Raw genomic sequence first — 17,376 nt, 5'->3', positions numbered from 1 at the left:
TTCCACGCTCAAAACTAAATACATTCCAAGCTCCGACCTCTGAGCTTTGGTCAAGTTCTCGACTGATTAGTACTGGTCCGCTCCATTCTTCGCAGAACTTCCACTCCCAGCCTATCTACCTCATCGTCTCTGAGGTGTCTTACTGCTTTCGCATTGGAAATCTCATCTTGAGGGGGGCTTCGCACTTAGATGCTTTCAGCGCTTATCCCTTCCGCACATAGCTACCCAGCGATGCCTTTGGCAAGACAACTGGTACACCAGCGGTGCGTCCATCCCGGTCCTCTCGTACTAAGGACAGCTCCTCTCAAATTTCCTGCGCCCACGACGGATAGGGACCGAACTGTCTCACGACGTTCTGAACCCAGCTCGCGTGCCGCTTTAATGGGCGAACAGCCCAACCCTTGGGACCAACTTCAGCCCCAGGATGCGACGAGCCGACATCGAGGTGCCAAACCTCCCCGTCGATGTGAACTCTTGGGGGAGATAAGCCTGTTATCCCCAGGGTAGCTTTTATCCGTTGAGTGATGGCCCTTCCATACGGTACCACCAGATCACTAAGTCCGACTTTCGTCCCTGCTCGAGCTGTCTCTCTCGCAGTCAAGCTCCCTTATACCTTTACACTCTGCGAATGATTTCCAACCATTCTGAGGGAACCTTTGAGCGCCTCCGTTACACTTTAGGAGGCGACCGCCCCAGTCAAACTGCCTACCTGACACTGTCCCTGGCCCGGCTTACGGGCCTAGGTTAGAGCATCCATCAAACAAGGGTAGTATCCCAACATCGCCTCCAGTAAGACTAGCGTCCTACCTTCTCTGGCTCCTACCTATCCTGTACATGTTTAACAGATACTCAATATCAAGCTACAGTGAAGCTCCATGGGGTCTTTCCGTCCTGTCGCGGGTAACCCGCATCTTCACGGGTATTATAATTTCACCGAGTCTCTCGTTGAGACAGTGCCCAAATCATTACACCTTTCGTGCAGGTCGGAACTTACCCGACAAGGAATTTCGCTACCTTAGGACCGTTATAGTTACGGCCGCCGTTTACTGGGGCTTAAATTCGTACCTTCGCCGAAGCTAAGCACTCCTCTTAACCTTCCAGCACCGGGCAGGTGTCAGCCCCTATACGTCGTCTTACGACTTTGCAGAGACCTGTGTTTTTGATAAACAGTTGTTTGGGCCTATTCTCTGCGGCTGATCTCTCGATCAGCACCCCTTCTCCCGAAGTTACGGGGTCATTTTGCCGAGTTCCTTAACGAGAGTTCTCTCGCTCACCTTAGTGTTCTCCACTTGACTACCTGTGTCGGTTTGCGGTACGGGTACGTTCTCTCTGGCTAGAAGCTTTTCTTGGCAGTGTGACTCTTGCACCTTCGCTACTTTAACTTCGCTCCTCCTCACGACTTGCCCTTAGAAGCAAGCATTTTACTCGCTCCCAGGCTTATCGCTTGAACATGGCATTCCAGCGCCATGCGTGCTTCGCCTCCTGCGTCCCTCCTTCGCTCTTAACGATTAAACGCAGTACAGGAATCTCTACCTGTTATCCATCGGTTACGCCTCTCGGCCTTGCCTTAGGTCCCGACTTACCCTGGGCGGACGAGCCTGCCCCAGGAAACCTTAGTCTTCCGGCGGATAGGATTCTTACCTATCTTTCGCTACTCATACCGGCATTCTCACTTCTAAGCGCTCCATCTGTCCTCTCGATCAGACTTCTCCGCTCTTAGAACGCTCTCCTACCACGTGCTCTTTAAAACACGTCCACAGTTTCGGTACTATGCTTAGCCCCGGTAAATTTTCGGCGCAGAGCCACTCGACTAGTGAGCTATTACGCACTCTTTGAATGATGGCTGCTTCTGAGCCAACGTCCTAGTTGTCTACGCAACTCCACATCCTTTTCCACTTAGCATAGATTTGGGGACCTTAACTGGTGATCTGGGCTGTTTCCCTTTCGACTACGGATCTTATCACTCGCAGTCTGACTCCCGTGTATGGATATCTGGAATTCGCAGTTTATCTGGATTTAGTAACCCCTGACGGGCCCCTTGTCCAAACAGAGCTCTACCTCCATTATCCTCTCCACGAGGCTAGCCCTAAAGCTATTTCGGAGAGAACCAGCTATCTCCAAGTTCGTTTGGAATTTCACCGCTACCCACAACTCATCCCCGCAATTTTTAACTTACGTGGGTTCGGTCCTCCAGTGCGTTTTACCGCACCTTCAACCTGGTCATGGGTAGGTCACTTGGTTTCGGGTCTACACCGCACAACTTCTCGCCCTCTTCAGACTCGCTTTCGCTCCGGCTCCGTCTTTTCTGACTTAACCTCGCTGCACAGCATAACTCGCCGGTTCATTCTACAAAAGGCACGCCATTACACTTTAATGTGCTCTGACTACTTGTAGGCACACGGTTTCAGGTTCTCTTTCACTCCCCTTCCGGGGTTCTTTTCACCTTTCCCTCACGGTACTGGTTCACTATCGGTCACTAGCTAGTATTTAGCCTTGCGAGATGGTCCTCGCGGATTCAAACGGAATTCCTCGTGTTCCGCCCTACTCAGGATCCTGCCGGCGCTCGCTGGATTTCGCTTACGGGGCTCTCACCCTCTCTGGCCTACCTTCCCAGGTAGTTCTGCTATCCTTTGAGCTGCCTTGCGCAGTCCTACAACCCCCGCTGATAAATCAACGGGTTTAGGCTCTTTCCTCTTCGCTCGCCGCTACTAAGGAAATCGATTTTTCTTTCTCTTCCTGCAGCTACTTAGATGTTTCAGTTCGCTGCGTCTTCCCTTACATGCCTTAACAGCATGCAATGATGCATCTCCTGCACCGGGTTCCCCCATTCGGACATCTCCGGATCTTAGCTTACTTACAGCTCCCCGAAGCTTTTCGCAGTTCGTTACGTCCTTCATCGGCTTCTAGTGCCTAGGCATTCACCGTGCGCCCTTTTCTACTTGACCTTACTCAAGAATCTCTCTTCTCGGTCGCTCTTCAATCTCTTCTTTGATTGTCTCGGTTTTTGCTTGGATTGTATTCAGTTTTCAATGTGCTAACTCTGAGAGCTAATGCCCTCAAAACTAAACAAAGTTTCTCAGTGTGCTTCCGCTTGCTTTGGATACTTCTCTTAGTATTTCTACTCTCCATATCCGCTGCTTCCTTAGAAAGGAGGTGATCCAGCCGCAGGTTCTCCTACGGCTACCTTGTTACGACTTCACCCCAGTCATCTGCCCTGCCTTAGACGGCTCCTTCCCGAAGGTTAGGCCACCGGCTTCGGGCATTGCAGACTCCCATGGTGTGACGGGCGGTGTGTACAAGGCCCGGGAACGTATTCACCGCGGCGTGCTGATCCGCGATTACTAGCGATTCCAGCTTCGTGCAGTCGAGTTGCAGACTGCAGTCCGAACTGAGAACAGCTTTCAGAGATTCGCTTGCCTTCGCAGGCTTGCTTCTCGTTGTACTGCCCATTGTAGCACGTGTGTAGCCCAGGTCATAAGGGGCATGATGACTTGACGTCGTCCCCACCTTCCTCCGGTTTGTCACCGGCAGTCTCATTAGAGTGCCCAACTTAATGCTGGCAACTAATGACAAGGGTTGCGCTCGTTGCGGGACTTAACCCAACATCTCACGACACGAGCTGACGACAGCCATGCACCACCTGTCTTAGCGTCCCCGAAGGGAACTCCGTATCTCTACGGATTGCGCTAGATGTCAAGACCTGGTAAGGTTCTTCGCGTTGCTTCGAATTAAACCACATGCTCCACCGCTTGTGCGGGCCCCCGTCAATTCCTTTGAGTTTCAACCTTGCGGTCGTACTCCCCAGGCGGAGTGCTTAATGCGTTAGCTGCAGCACTGAGAGGCGGAAACCTCCCAACACTTAGCACTCATCGTTTACGGCATGGACTACCAGGGTATCTAATCCTGTTCGCTACCCATGCTTTCGAGCCTCAGCGTCAGTTACAGACCAGAGAGCCGCCTTCGCCACTGGTGTTCCTCCATATATCTACGCATTCCACCGCTACACATGGAGTTCCACTCTCCTCTTCTGCACTCAAGAAAAACAGTTTCCGATGCAATTCCCCGGTTAAGCCGAGGGCTTTCACATCAGACTTATTTCTCCGCCTGCGCTCGCTTTACGCCCAATAAATCCGGACAACGCTTGCCACCTACGTATTACCGCGGCTGCTGGCACGTAGTTAGCCGTGACTTTCTGGTTGATTACCGTCAAATAAAGGCCAGTTACTACCTCTATCCTTCTTCACCAACAACAGAGCTTTACGATCCGAAAACCTTCTTCACTCACGCGGCGTTGCTCCATCAGGCTTTCGCCCATTGTGGAAGATTCCCTACTGCTGCCTCCCGTAGGAGTTTGGGCCGTGTCTCAGTCCCAATGTGGCCGATCAGTCTCTCAACTCGGCTATGCATCGTTGCCTTGGTAAGCCGTTACCTTACCAACTAGCTAATGCACCGCGGGTCCATCCTTTAGCGACAGCTTGCGCCGCCTTTCAAGCAAGTGCCATGCAGCACTTGTTGTTATCCGGTATTAGCACCTGTTTCCAAGTGGTATCCCAGACTTAAGGGCAGGTTACCCACGTGTTACTCACCCATCCGCCGCTCGCTTCCGAAACGTCACTACCGAAGTAGATCTGTTAGTTCTGCTCGCTCGACTTGCATGTATTAGGCACGCCGCCAGCGTTCGTCCTGAGCCAGGATCAAACTCTCATTTTTTAAATAATCGTTTTTAAGATCTTTGTCTCAAAATTTATTGCTTGCGAATTGACTTCGCTTTTTGTTTGGGTTTTTACACCCGCACACTTTTAGCGAAACTTTGTTCAGTTTTCAAAGTACTAGCTCCGTCTGCTTTGTGCAGACGACTTTTTTATTTTAGCAGATGTCCTGTTCTCTGTCAAGAACTTTTTCACCCGCGCCGTCGCGCTTTCGCCCGACGACAGTTTTATATATTACCAACTTTTTTATTCAAATGCAAGTCTTTTTTTATCTTTTCAATAATCAAGATTTGCTTTCTCAAAAAGCTGACTTAATTAATTTACCCTAATTTGAATATTTTGACAAGTATAAATTCAAATGAAATGTTTAGCGAATCATGTTAAAGTTGATATATCAACTTTGAAGGGAGTTTTAAAAATTAAAAAATTTGATTTGGCTATTATCGGTGCCGGACCAATTGGATTATTTGCGGCAAATTATGCTCAGCTTCATGGATTAAAGACTGTCATTTTTGATTCATTAAATGAGGTCGGCGGACAACCGCAAATGCTTTATCCTTTTAAAACAATTAACGACATTCCGGTTTACCAAGCAATTACGGCAACCAATCTTATTACTCAATTGAAAAAAGGATTAAATAAGGACACCTCAATCGTAACTAATCATTCTGTTACTCAGATTGAGAAAAGAAATGAAGAGATTTTAATTGATGATAAATACAGTACTCGCAGTTTAATTATCGCAACTGGTAATGGAGCGTTTGATCCCAAAAAATTGCCACTTAAACTTGATTCTGAAATTGAAAAAAGAATCCATTATTATGTTCGCAATCCTAAAGAATTTTCTGGAAAAACGGTCGCCATCTTCGGTGGTGGCGATTCCGCCCTTGATTGGGCGCTAGAATTATCACATTTCAGCAATATTGTTTTAGTCCATCGGCGCCCACAATTTCGCGGACTCGAATCTACATTGTCTAAATTGCGTCAATTAAAAAATGTTAAAATTATCACCCCGTATCTTCCAAAACAAATTCAAATAGAAGATAATCAGCTATCGGTCACGTTGAAAAGGATGGGCAATACGTATCTGCAGAAAATTTGCTGTGATCAAATTGTAGTAGCTTATGGGTTTAAAGCAAATAACCGCCTCATCAGAAAATGGGGCATAAAATTAACCGATGCTCGTATTGCAGTCAATTCTTCTATGCAAACCAACCTACCTGGTATTTATGCGGTCGGAGACGCTATCTCTTATCCTGGGCGCGTGCCAGTAATTGGAGTTGGCTTTGGTGAAGTACAGATTGCGATTAACGCCATTATGCGCGACCTTTTCCCTGAAAAAACATTAACTATTCATTCAACTAGTATGTGGGAGTCGTCATGCCTTTAATAGATTTTATTCTTCATATCGATGATCACCTTGTCACAATTGTTAATCAATTTGGTGCAGGCAGCTATTTAGTCCTATGTGCAATTATTTTCATCGAAACAGGACTAGTTGTCTTTCCATTCTTACCAGGTGATTCACTTATTTTTGCTGCCAGCGCTATGGCGGCCAACCCGCGTTACTCGCTCAATATTTGGCTGATTTACATTATCGTAGCTTTAACTGCCATCATTGGTGACAGTGTAAATTATCGTATTGGAAAGTGGTCAGCCGCAGCTGGTGAAAAGCACAACTGGTTCAATCGTTTGATCAATCACAACAATCGTTTGGCAGCCGAAAAATTTTTCGAACGTCATGGCCCAATTACAATCGTGATTGGACGCTTTATTCCGTTTATTCGAACTTTCGTACCGTTTATTTCTGGCGGAAGCAAAATGCATTACGGCAAATTTATTACCTACAACATTATCGGTGGTTTAATGTGGACCGGGTTGTTCACAATTATTGGTTTCTTCTTTGGCAATATTCCGGTAGTCAAAGAGCACTTCTCGATGATTGTCTTGGCAATTATCTTTGTTTCAGTAGTACCAATTGCAATTGTAGCTTTAAAGAAGAAGATTTTATTAAAAAAAGAGTTCCATTAGCGGAACTCTTTTTATTTGTTTAATAATTTTTCAGCAAAGAATAATTCATAAATAATACCATCAACCGCAAAACAAGAAGCAAAAAAGCCTTCTGTCAAGACATTAATAATCGGATCAGTCGTTGGATCAAACAACCAGTTGCTATTAGAAAAGAACAACTGGTGAAAAACAATAAAAAAGCTATCAAAATTAGCAAATGCAAACGGTAAAATTACAATTGGCAAAATTAAAAATAATAAAGCCCATGTTTTATCCAGCTTAAGCATGGCCTTATTTTTTTGCTTTTTTGCGATAAAGTGCAGAACCAAACATACTATAAAAACGACGACTACCCAAATAAACAATCTTTTGCAGTAGACAAAATGCTCAGCTGCATTCTTAGATGTTGGAAAATTATCCATTTTCAATTTTTGTTTAAATGGCCATAGCAAATACCACATCAGCTGGCTATAGTTATGCATCACTTTAAAAATCGACATATGTACAATCTCATTTGTTTTCTGCACAAGCATAAAAATAAACAGCAGCGACCAACTCGCGATAATTGCTCCGACCACACTACTAGAGAGACCAAATAAAAAATGATACAAAATAATCAGTGGATTAATATTTCTTCTCATAATTTAATTCATCTAAATTGTTAACTAAAATAGTCGGCTGTTTTTTGCCAACAATGTCCTGTTTTTGCGTAACGCCCGTCAGTGTTAAAAGTTGATCAACATTGCTGTTAAAACCAGCCCGAATATCAGTATCGTAATTATCGCCAACAATAATGGCCTCATCTTTAGTATGACCGACCTTGGCCAATGCCATTTCGACAATAATCGATTCCGGCTTGCCAATATAAAGCGGATTTTGACCACTTGCGGCAGCGACCATCGCACATTGAGCACCGTTGCCTGGAATTAATTCATCCCCGAGTGGCAAATTCAAATCCGCATTGGTACCAATAAAAGTAGCACCATTGCGAATTGCTCTAGTTGCAACTCTAACTTTGTGGTAGGTCAAATCCCTATCCATACCGACGATGACATAGTCTGGATTTTTTTCGTTAATTTCAAATTCAGGATGGCTGAGCATCTCTGACCATAGACCAATCTCACCAATAATGTACAGTCCGATTTTCTTTTGATGATTGCGCTGCAAAATATAGCTTGCAGTGGCCATTGATGGCGTATAAACATGGGCCGTATCTGTTTCAATTCCGTGCCCTTTTAATTTATCAACTACCATCTGCGGTGTACGAGTCGTATTGTTGGTCAAAAAAAGATAATCCTTCTTGGCCTCCGCTAATCGATGAACAAAACGGACTCCAGATTCAACAGTTTCATCTCCGCGATAGACTGTACCATCAAGATCGATTAAAAAAATGCGATAGTCTTTCACTGCTAATCCTTTCTCTTTTTAATTACGAAAGCATGATTACGACCTTTGCCTTTTTGAACGGCAATTGTTTTCTTCTTTGGAAAACGAGTTTGATGAACGCATCGTCTTTTAAAGTTATTCTTCAAGCGCGTCCGATGCCTATTTGAATAACGGTACTTATAATAACGCCCAGGACGTTTTTCCTGCGAGCGACTATAGTTATACTTATGTGTAGGAGAAATCAATTCTAGCACAAAATAAGCGGCCCCAGGATTGCAATATTCAATCAAGTAATCCGCAATTGCTCTCTGCTTACGCTCGATTGCAGTTCTAACAACATTTTTATAAAAACCTTTTAGACGCAAATGTTCACTCGACACATCACCCACAATATAATCGTATTGATCCAAGTAAGGATCATACTTTTTGCGCAGCATCTCTACGTCAAGTGCATTATCTTTATTAACGATAATACGATACAGCTGCTTATTGATTTTTAATTTATCATCATCTTGCGCTACGACAGCTAGTGGGTGGCGCAGAGGCTGTTCTTTTTCAAATTTGTTCTCTGTTTCGGAATTTGATCTGTTCTTTTCTGTCATTTACTTCACTTCTTGCGTTATCGGATATTTTTGTGCGAGATAATCGCCAACAACTTCGCGTAAGAACTGTGGGAATAGAAATTCGTTTTCACCAACGATCGCTAAAGTTGGGAAAAATGGAACCAATACATAATGGTCCAGACCTGCAATTTGATAATCTTTTTCTGGGTTAATCTTTTGACCATTTACATAAACGATCCGGTGGAGCTTGTCCACTTTAATCCCACGATAATACATTTGACCAAAAATTTTTCCCCTAAAGCTCATTCCTTGCAAAGGAAAATGGTCTAAATAATGGCGATTCTTTTCAATCTCCATCACCAAACGCCAAAGATCGCTGCCCTTCAGCTTCGTTCTTACTACATGCATTGGGTGTGGCAAGGCCTTTTGCAAATCAAATTTTGTTAAAGTTCCTACCTTAAAAGATGATAAAAACAGACCCGAACTCAACATTGCCAAGTCAGTATTGGCAAAATGAGCAATTGCATCAAGCGATACTTGAATGGCCGCTACTTTATCATCAGCAAATTTTTCTGGCAAATATGCAACATGATCTTGCTCTAAGATTTGCTTTCCCTGCTCAAGATAACCTTGGATAATTTGTTCATCGCCTGCTTCTTCAGGCATTGAAGCAGTACTAATTGTTGTTGGCGCAATTTTAACTACTTGATGCTGATCATTAACTTCAAGCATAATATCACCAACATAATTTCCCCACTTGCCTGTCTGCGTAATCCAGGTTTGGTTAACTTTTTCACCATTTGGAATTAAATCGTGACTGTGTCCACCAACAATCAAGTCAATTTGTGGATAATTTTTTGCTAGCCACCGATCTTTTTCTAAACCGACATGTGTAATTAAAATCAGCACATCATATTTGCCTTCAATTTCAGGCAAAACGCGATCCATCGTTTCACCCAGCATTTTAATATGCCAGTGATTAGGGCCATAAGTCATTGGATAAGCCGCTGTTAGACCAACCAAAGCAATGCGAGTGCCCTTTTTGGTAGTCAAAATTTCATAGTCTTTTGCCCACTTAGGAAAACTCTCATCTTCTTCACGCAAATTAGACAATAGAATCGGATGGTTAACATGATCAAATAAATCCTCTAAAACGGCATGTGGATTAGAAATACCTTCATTATTGCCGATCGTGCCAGCTGTGTAATGAAAATCATTCATCAATTTGATGTTGATCTGACCTTCAGTTGCATCAGTCAACGGATGTGAACGATCCATAAAATCCCCGGCATCAAAAGTATAAACTTCATCGGCATTCGGTTTTTCTTGCATTTGATGCAAATAACGTCCTATTTTAGGAAAGTGTTCAAAATGAGAATGAAGATCATTTGTGTGTAAAATACGAATATTTTCCATGAGAATTTTCCTTATCCTATCCGGTTGGCCTTTAAAACCATCTTATACGCATCTAAAATTTTACCTTTAGGCTTTTCCCATTCAACCCATTTCGGATTTTTCCAGTCATCTTCATTTAATAAAGTTTGCAGATGATAGTTTTCATTAATATACTTTTCATAAGTAATTAACGGCTTAGTTCGAGCAATATTTACTTTTAAAATCTGCACGCGCTTAATATAACCGCGGTTGGCAGCCAATTCTGCGATCCCATTTTGATCAATATTGGAAATTTCGTAATACTTACTGCCGTCCTTACGTGTGACTTCTTCAATTAAATCCAATGTTTCGTATTGATGATCCATAGCTGACATCCATTCTAAGTGCTAGTATACATGCAATTGTAACACAAAAAAGAGGTCGAACTAATCGACCTCTGCTTGGATTATTATTATTGATTTAAAGTACTTTGCTTTTTAAGCAATTCATATGGCAATTGAACGTGAATGTCGTCTACTTCTTCATTATTCATTAATTTCGTCAACATTCTCATTGCAACTGCACCCATATCGTACAAAGGCTGCTTAATTGTAGTTAAAGCCGGACGAACAACTGAAGCAATTTGCGTAGCACTTGCAGTAATAATTTCCAAATCCTTAGGAATGTTCTTGCCTGCATCCATTGCAGAATTCAAAATTCCGACTGCAGTAACATCCCGAGTGACAATAACACCATCTACGCCGTCTTTTTCAAGTTGAGAATAAAGATTATAGCCGTCAGAGTAGTTATTAATTTTGGTATAAATATGCTCTTCTGCAATATCATGATCAGCTAAGAATTTACGATAAGCAGGAATTCTGTTGTCCTTATTAACAACTGTATCAGGATCGCCAACCACAATTGCCAAGTTCTTCTTGCCGTCGTTATACATTAAATTCAAAGCTTCTGTATCGGCCTTCTGATAGTCAATCGTTACTGAAGCAAATTCATCCCGGTTATCCTTAGTCCCTGCTAAAACTACTGGCGTGTTTGTCTGCTTGAAAGCATTAGCTACTTTATCTGGCAGACGATTAGACATATAGATAACGCCATCTACTTGCTTGTTAAGCAAACTTTGGATTACTTCGTCTTCTTTCATTAAACGGTTTTCAATACTGCTGATAATAATATTGTATTTGTAAAGCAATGCAATATCGTCAATTCCTTTGGAAAGTTCAGCAAAATAAAGATTGGTTAATTCTGGAACAATCAAACCAACTGTCGTTGTCTTCTTTGAGGCTAAGCCCTGAGCAACTGCATTGGGTTGATAATGCAAACGATTAATTACTGCTTCAACCCGTTCACGTGTTTCTTTTCTAACATTGCTATTGCCATTAATAACACGAGAGACTGTTGCCATGGAAACTTTAGCTTCTCGAGCAACATCATAAATCGTAACTTCTTGCTTATGCATTCTAAGTTCCACGCTTCTTTATATTTTACATCTCAAAAATACACATAGAGTAATTTAACACCAAAGCTCCGCAATTGCAAGCGCTTACTGCTTTTTTTTTTCATTTTTTCATACTTATTCATGATATACTTGATTGAAAATATTAACAAATTTTCTTTTAGAAAGGAAAAATATGAACCTAGAAAAATTACAACAATGGCTGCAAGACAACAACCAAGATGTAGCTTATATTTCTAACCCAATTACTATTGCTTATTTCACTGGCTATGAAATGGATCCACATGAGCGAATCTTTTCTTTAGTCGCTTTTAAAGATGCTGAACCCTTCGTTTTTACCCCAGCATTAAATGTCGAAGAGGCTAAAGCGAGCGCATGGAACGGTGATGTCTTTGGCTATCTTGACTCAGAAAAACCATGGCAGATGATTGCTGACCATGTTAAGCAAAGAACTAAGGATTATCAAAATTGGGCAATTGAAAAAGACGATCTGTCAGTAGCTCATTATCAACTTTTGCATCAGCAATTTCCAAATGCTGATTTCAACGGCGATGTATCTCCATTCGTAGAAAAAATCCGTCTTTACAAGACTCCAGAAGAAATTGAAAAATTAAAAGGTGCCGGAGCCGAAGCCGACTTTGCATTTAAGATTGGATTCGACGCTATTAAGACTGGGGCTACTGAACGCAGCATTGCTGGACAGATCGATTATCAATTAAAAATTCAAAAAGGCGTTATGCATGAAAGTTTTGAAACGATTGTCCAAGCTGGGAAAAACGCCGCAAACCCTCACTTGGGCCCAACAATGAACCGAGTCAAACCTAACGAATTGGTTTTATTTGATCTCGGAACCATGCATGAAGGCTATGCTTCTGATTCAAGCAGAACTGTTGCCTATGGTGAACCAACTGCCAAGCAAAGAGAAATTTACGAAGTGGATCGTGAAGCCCAGCAAGCTGCAATTGAATCTGCCAAACCTGGAATTACGGCTGAAGAATTGGACAGCGTTGCTCGCGACATTATTACTAAGGCAGGCTATGGTGAATACTTCATCCACCGCTTAGGTCACGGTATTGGTAAAAATGTCCATGAATTTCCATCAATTGTTCAAGGAAACGATCTAGTTCTTGAAGAAGGCATGTGTTTCTCCATCGAACCAGGAATTTATATTCCAGGTTTTGCCGGTGTTAGAATCGAAGATTGTGGCGTTGTCACCAAAGATGGTTTTGAAACCTTTACCCATACTGATAAAGACTTAAAGATTTTGCCTTTAAAAGATTAAAGACAAACAAAAAGACTTCTAGCAACAAGCTAATGTAGTGACCCCCGAAATTCGGACACGGATTTCGGGGGTTTTTCTATGTTTAAATTATCTAAACAAGATAAAATTCATATTTTTAAAGAATGGACTTTAGAAGAGAAACGCGGAACCTATTTAGGTAAAAAATATGGAGTAAGAAAAGAAATTATAAACTATTTGGTAAAACTGATTAAAATTCATGGCTTTTCCATTCTTGATAAGCCTCATACTTATTACTCCAAGGAATATAAAGAACGTGCAATCTTCGGAGACGAAGCAATTGCTGCAGTAGCTCTTGATCTTGGCTTGTCCAGTATAGGCATGCTAAGCAATTGGATTCGCTCCTACAAAGAAAATGGGTATAATGTCGTTATCAAGAAGAAAGGACGACATACTCTTGAAGAAAAGAACAAGCAAAGAGCTAGAGAAGCTGAAACGAGAAAAAGAAAAGCTTCGTCGCCAGAATTTAAAGCTTACTGTCGAAAACGCATTTATAAAAAAATCGGATGCCTTGGTGCTGAGCTCAAAGGCAGATACACTGCACCCGGATACCGTGTGGTTGCCGACCGTTTGCACAATAAAGGCTTTAAGGTTAACCGCAAGACAGTTTACCGTCTGATGAGCAAGCTGAACTTAATTGGCTATCGCATGAGACGAAGAAAACGTTATGACAGCTATGAGGGAGAGATTGAGGGCAGAATCAAGCCAGATCTGATTAAGCACAAGTTCTTTGCCGTCAGGCCAAATATGAAGTGGTACGAGGATGTTACCGAGTTCAATTTAAGAGGACAGAAGCTTTATCTTTCGCCAATTATCGATGGCTGTGCTAGAGATATAGTTGCCTACAATACTTCTCGTCATCCTAACCTCAAACAAGTAATGACAATGCTTAATGATGCTTTTACTGCTCATCCTGCGCTCAATGGTTTAATCTTTCATTCTGATCGTGGCTGGTAATATCAAAACCGAGCTTACCAGCGCGAATTAGCCATTCATGGAATAGAACAAAGTATGTCTAGAAAGGGCTGCTCTCCTGATGATGGGCTCTGATGGAAGGCTTCTTTGGCATTCTCAAACGCGAAATGTTCTACGGCAAATAAACAAATTATGCCAATCCTGATGAATTAGAGCAAGCTATCAAAGACCATATCCGCTTCTACAATACTGAAAGAACCAAGACAAAACTAAAAGGACTGACTCCGGAACAATTTCGGAATCAATCCTTAGCTGCATAATATCAATAAAGTGTCCAATTTTGCTGGGTCACTACATAGAAGTCTTTTTTTAACTTTAAATTTATTCTTCAGGTGCTCCTTCATCTGAAGCAGTATCGTCATCTTTTTCAGCATTATTCAAATCATCTGCTGCTTTTTCTTCATCGTCATCATCATTGTTTGAGTCATCAATGACAATATCATCAAAATCTTTTAATTCAGAATCATCCTCAACGCTCTTTGGGAAGGATGCCAATTGATTCTTAACGATTTCAGTACCGTTATCATACTTCTTTTTAAGATCTTGAAGTTTTTCGTTGTCCTTAATTTTTTTCTTTATATCATCAAGTTGATCATTATCAACTAATAATGAGCCAGCTGCAAAACCAGCGGCAGCACCTAAAACAGCACCAACTAAAAAACTAGTAAATTTACTCATCGGGGTTTCCTCCTTTATCTTCTATTTAATCTTTACCATTGCGACGTTTGCGTCTAGCCAGCATTGCTGTTAACAATGAAGAAACAATGCCTGTTCGACCTAGATGCACATTTTTGATCCGTTTTGCCATCTTTTTAGAAGAAGCGTTAATTTCTGAAACACTTTCCCCAAGATCTGCAGCAGCTTTAACTACTGGATCAATTGTCTTCATTTTACCATTAACATCGGCTAATAAATCGTTTGTTTTATCTAATAAGTCGCTGCTTTGCTTCATCAAGCCATCTACATCTGTTGAAATTTCTTGAATTGACTTGTTAGTTGTTTGCATAGTTTTATTAACTTCTTTTAAAGTTTTTGAAGTACGCACAAGCATTGGAATTGTAAATAAAACTAACAATAGAAATGCTACAGCAGCAATTAAACCAGCGATAGCTCCATAAGAAATTACCATCTTCTGCCTCCAATAATACATCTAAAAAAAGTCTAGCATGAAAATGCTTGTTTCTCAATCAAAAAGTTATTTGTTAAGATAGAAACAAGATTTTACAAGGAGAAACTCTAATGAAAACCGCATTGCATATTGGTAAAAATACTTTTTCACTTAATTGGGATAAAATCGGCAACTATTTAATCACTGTTTTGTGGCAACTGCTCTTAACCACGCTAATTTTTTATCTTATTTCACACTTCGGCAAAAAAATAATTAATCGCTATCTGCAAAGCAAGCCAAAAAGGATCAAAAATAAACGTACTAAAACAATTACTGCATTGATCAACAGTGTTTTTCAGTATACTGTAATTTTCTTTTATCTTTTTGGCATTCTATCAATTATCGGTGTTCCAGTTGGCACCTTGCTTGCCAGCGCCGGAATTTTCTCCCTGGCGCTAGGAATGGGAGCACAGGGCTTTGTTAGCGACCTTGTTAACGGCTTTTTTATTTTGAGTGAAGATCAATTTGACGTTGGCGATACCGTGTTAATCGATTCGCAAACAGGAACAGTTACGCAATTAGGACTCAGAACAACCAGACTTAAGGCCTCCGATGGCTCTACGATTTTTATTCCCAATCGCAATATTTCGATTGTTCAAAATTTAGCTCATAACTTCATCAGCATGACGGTCAATTTGGAATTAGATGCGGGCGATAATTTTGATCAAGTCACTCAGATTATCAAGCAAGTCAATAAGGAAATTAAGCCCAGCAAAAATTTGCTTGCGACCGCACCTACGATCATCGGAGTTACTGGTCAAAATGGGCAGACAATCACTTATGCTGTTTCTTTTAAAGTAAAGCTGGACAAACAAAGCATTGTTAAAAATCTGTACTTGAGTCACTACATTGAAGCTTTGCAAAAAAGTCATATTAAATTTGCGGAGGCTTCAAGCACGATTACTACAAAATCAGCCTAAAAAAGAGTTGGAAATAAAATTCCAACTCTTTTCTCTAATCAAATTGTGCAAGCCAAGCAGGCAATTCTTTAAGCAGTTTTTTAATTGCTCTGCCACGATGTGAAATTTCATTCTTCTCATCGGTAGTCATTTGTGCAAATGTTTTTTCTTTTTCAGGAACATAAAAAAGCGGATCATAGCCAAAACCATCTTCGCCAACAGGACCTGGCATAATTTCACCAGCACATTGACCAGAAACTACTAGATCCTGATCAAAGTGTCCCGGCATTGAAACAACGATGGTCGTATTAAACTTTGCTGTTCTTTCAGCTTGTGGCACTCCGCCTAATTCTGCCAAAAGCTTGGCATTGTTATGGGCATCATTATGAGCTTCGCCGGCATACCTAGCTGAACGTACGCCAGGTGCACCATTTAATTTATCAACCATTAAACCTGAATCATCAGCAATTGTCGGCAGGCCAGAAAATTTTGCCAATTCATGAGCCTTGATTTTGGCATTTGCTTCAAAGGTTTTGCCAGATTCAATTGGATGAGGCGGATTATCCAAATCTGCGTCCGTTTTAACGATTAAATCAACTCCAGCTTGCTTGAATGCTTCCTTAAGTTCTTTTACTTTGCCTTGATTATTTGTTGCAAACAAAATTTCTCTCGTCATCACATATTCTCCGTATCTACATACTTTGCTTTTAAATCAGGCTGATCCAAGAAAGATTGCCCCATACGTTCAAATTTTTCTACGTCTCCTGTCGTGTAATATTCATGTCGAGCCACGCTGCCTGGAGCTGCAAATAAGCCATCGCGGCGCATCACGTTGAAAGTATATTGTGCAACTTGATCTGCTGGATCTACAATTGAAACGTTGTCAGGCAGTGCTTCTTCAAACTCTTTTTGAATTAGTGGATAATGCGTACAACCTAAAACAAAAGTATCAAAGTCTTTTCCTTGGAGTGGCTTCAAACTTTCCTTAACCACCCGCAAATTAGTATTGTAGTCTTCCTCTGCTTCTACAAGAGGTGCCAGCTTGGGCGTAGCCAATTCAGTTACCTCAATCTCTGGATCGCGAAATTGAATTTCATTTTTGTAAGCATGTGAAGCAATAGTCACTGGCGTAGCGGAGACAGCCACTTTTTTATTTTCAGTTGTTCTGACTGCAGCCAAACTTCCAGATTGAATGACGCCGATAATTTGTGGTTTAATTTCTTTTTGAATTGTTGACATAGCAGCTGCAGTTGCCGTATTGCAGGCAAAAATAATCAGCTTAACGTCTCTGCTTAATAAAAAATTAACACTATGCCGCGTCAACTCGATAACTTCTTCTTTGCTCTTGTCTCCGTACGGCATATGAGCATTGTCACCGATAAAAATAGTTGATTCTTCAGGCAGTTTTTTGATAACTTTTTTAACAACGCTAAAACCACCATCACCAGAATCTAGTAGTCCGATCGGACGATTATCCATAATTTTATGCACCTCTAAAGAAAAATTTTATTTTCTACTCCC

16 protein-coding genes and 2 rRNA genes are annotated in these 17,376 nt (G+C 41.5%); 6 read left to right on the top strand and 12 right to left on the bottom strand.

The annotated features are described in order from the left end of the window. Positions 1 to 46: 46 nt before the first annotated feature. Positions 47 to 2,945, bottom strand: a 23S ribosomal RNA gene (locus D0Z64_RS01970). Positions 2,946 to 3,146: 201 nt separating this feature from the next. Next, positions 3,147 to 4,710: ribosomal RNA gene (locus D0Z64_RS01965) — 16S ribosomal RNA — on the bottom strand. Together the 16S and 23S rRNA genes form the textbook arrangement of a ribosomal RNA operon. Before the next feature lie 357 nt (positions 4,711 to 5,067). Here D0Z64_RS01965 and D0Z64_RS01960 point away from each other — a divergent pair. Next, a complete protein-coding gene (locus tag D0Z64_RS01960) occupies positions 5,068 to 6,099 on the top strand; it encodes an NAD(P)/FAD-dependent oxidoreductase (RefSeq protein ID WP_080881203.1) in 1,032 nt (343 codons plus the stop codon). Next, positions 6,090 to 6,740, top strand: coding sequence for a VTT domain-containing protein (locus D0Z64_RS01955; RefSeq protein WP_080881202.1), 651 nt, complete (start codon positions 6,090 to 6,092; stop codon positions 6,738 to 6,740). Before D0Z64_RS01960 ends, D0Z64_RS01955 begins: the two co-directional genes overlap by 10 nt. An 11-nt stretch (positions 6,741 to 6,751) precedes the next feature. Here D0Z64_RS01955 and D0Z64_RS01950 read toward each other — a convergent pair whose 3' ends face one another. The 6 genes from D0Z64_RS01950 to D0Z64_RS01925 form a co-directional block, all read right to left on the bottom strand. Continuing rightward, a complete protein-coding gene (locus tag D0Z64_RS01950; protein ID WP_080881201.1) occupies positions 6,752 to 7,360 on the bottom strand; it encodes a TIGR01906 family membrane protein in 609 nt (202 codons plus the stop codon). Further along, positions 7,344 to 8,126: a TIGR01457 family HAD-type hydrolase gene (locus D0Z64_RS01945; protein ID WP_006352104.1), complete on the bottom strand. Its 783-nt coding sequence runs from the start codon at positions 8,124 to 8,126 to the stop codon at positions 7,344 to 7,346. The genes D0Z64_RS01950 and D0Z64_RS01945 overlap by 17 nt, the downstream gene beginning before the upstream one ends. A gap of 2 nt (positions 8,127 to 8,128) precedes the next feature. Next, positions 8,129 to 8,707: a YutD family protein gene (locus D0Z64_RS01940; RefSeq protein WP_080881200.1), complete on the bottom strand. Its 579-nt coding sequence runs from the start codon at positions 8,705 to 8,707 to the stop codon at positions 8,129 to 8,131. Continuing rightward, on the bottom strand, positions 8,708 to 10,084 hold the full coding sequence (locus tag D0Z64_RS01935; protein ID WP_006352106.1) for a bifunctional metallophosphatase/5'-nucleotidase: 1,377 nt from the start codon (positions 10,082 to 10,084) through the stop codon (positions 8,708 to 8,710). It lies immediately after the preceding gene. Positions 10,085 to 10,095: 11 nt separating this feature from the next. Continuing rightward, complete coding sequence (locus D0Z64_RS01930) at positions 10,096 to 10,428, bottom strand: hypothetical protein (protein ID WP_040457211.1); 333 nt, start codon at positions 10,426 to 10,428, stop codon at positions 10,096 to 10,098. 86 nt (positions 10,429 to 10,514) lie between these two features. Then, positions 10,515 to 11,516 (bottom strand): substrate-binding domain-containing protein, encoded by a 1,002-nt coding sequence (locus D0Z64_RS01925; RefSeq protein ID WP_080881199.1) that lies wholly within the window; start codon positions 11,514 to 11,516, stop codon positions 10,515 to 10,517. 172 nt (positions 11,517 to 11,688) lie between these two features. Here D0Z64_RS01925 and D0Z64_RS01920 point away from each other — a divergent pair, with 172 nt between their 5' ends. The 3 genes from D0Z64_RS01920 to D0Z64_RS08780 all read left to right on the top strand — a co-directional run bounded on the left by D0Z64_RS01920 (position 11,689) and on the right by D0Z64_RS08780 (position 14,048). Further along, positions 11,689 to 12,795 carry an aminopeptidase P family protein gene (locus D0Z64_RS01920; protein ID WP_006352109.1) on the top strand — a complete coding sequence of 369 codons (1,107 nt, stop codon included), beginning with the start codon at positions 11,689 to 11,691 and terminating at the stop codon, positions 12,793 to 12,795. A 78-nt stretch (positions 12,796 to 12,873) separates the two neighbouring features. Beyond that, the gene (locus tag D0Z64_RS01915) at positions 12,874 to 13,770 is read left to right on the top strand and encodes a DDE-type integrase/transposase/recombinase (protein WP_406565680.1); all 897 of its coding nucleotides are present in this window, start codon (positions 12,874 to 12,876) and stop codon (positions 13,768 to 13,770) included. Positions 13,771 to 13,949: 179 nt separating this feature from the next. Then, positions 13,950 to 14,048: an IS3 family transposase gene (locus tag D0Z64_RS08780; protein ID WP_406565681.1), complete on the top strand. Its 99-nt coding sequence runs from the start codon at positions 13,950 to 13,952 to the stop codon at positions 14,046 to 14,048. A gap of 61 nt (positions 14,049 to 14,109) precedes the next feature. Here the strand turns inward: D0Z64_RS08780 and D0Z64_RS01910 are convergent, their stop codons facing one another. Both D0Z64_RS01910 and D0Z64_RS01905 read right to left on the bottom strand, forming a co-directional pair. Continuing rightward, positions 14,110 to 14,466, bottom strand: coding sequence for a hypothetical protein (locus D0Z64_RS01910; protein ID WP_006352112.1), 357 nt, complete (start codon positions 14,464 to 14,466; stop codon positions 14,110 to 14,112). A gap of 25 nt (positions 14,467 to 14,491) precedes the next feature. Further along, positions 14,492 to 14,917 carry a DUF948 domain-containing protein gene (locus D0Z64_RS01905; protein WP_040457212.1) on the bottom strand — a complete coding sequence of 142 codons (426 nt, stop codon included), beginning with the start codon at positions 14,915 to 14,917 and terminating at the stop codon, positions 14,492 to 14,494. 110 nt (positions 14,918 to 15,027) lie between these two features. On the opposite strand from D0Z64_RS01905, the gene D0Z64_RS01900 reads away from it, so the two are divergent. Further along, positions 15,028 to 15,876 (top strand): mechanosensitive ion channel family protein, encoded by an 849-nt coding sequence (locus D0Z64_RS01900; protein ID WP_006352114.1) that lies wholly within the window; start codon positions 15,028 to 15,030, stop codon positions 15,874 to 15,876. 34 nt (positions 15,877 to 15,910) lie between these two features. Here the strand turns inward: D0Z64_RS01900 and D0Z64_RS01895 are convergent, their stop codons facing one another. Both D0Z64_RS01895 and murI read right to left on the bottom strand, forming a co-directional pair. After that, on the bottom strand, positions 15,911 to 16,531 hold the full coding sequence (locus tag D0Z64_RS01895; RefSeq protein ID WP_006352115.1) for an XTP/dITP diphosphatase: 621 nt from the start codon (positions 16,529 to 16,531) through the stop codon (positions 15,911 to 15,913). Then, positions 16,531 to 17,334, bottom strand: a complete 804-nt coding sequence (gene murI, locus D0Z64_RS01890; RefSeq protein WP_080881198.1) for a glutamate racemase — start codon at positions 17,332 to 17,334, stop codon at positions 16,531 to 16,533. The genes D0Z64_RS01895 and murI overlap by 1 nt, the downstream gene beginning before the upstream one ends. Positions 17,335 to 17,376 lie beyond the last annotated feature (42 nt).

It is taken from the genome of Lactobacillus amylolyticus (assembly GCF_003999355.1).
Taxonomy (GTDB): domain Bacteria; phylum Bacillota; class Bacilli; order Lactobacillales; family Lactobacillaceae; genus Lactobacillus; species Lactobacillus amylolyticus.
Note: the sequence above shows the minus strand (reverse complement) of the source record. Positions and strands in the feature narration are given on the sequence as shown.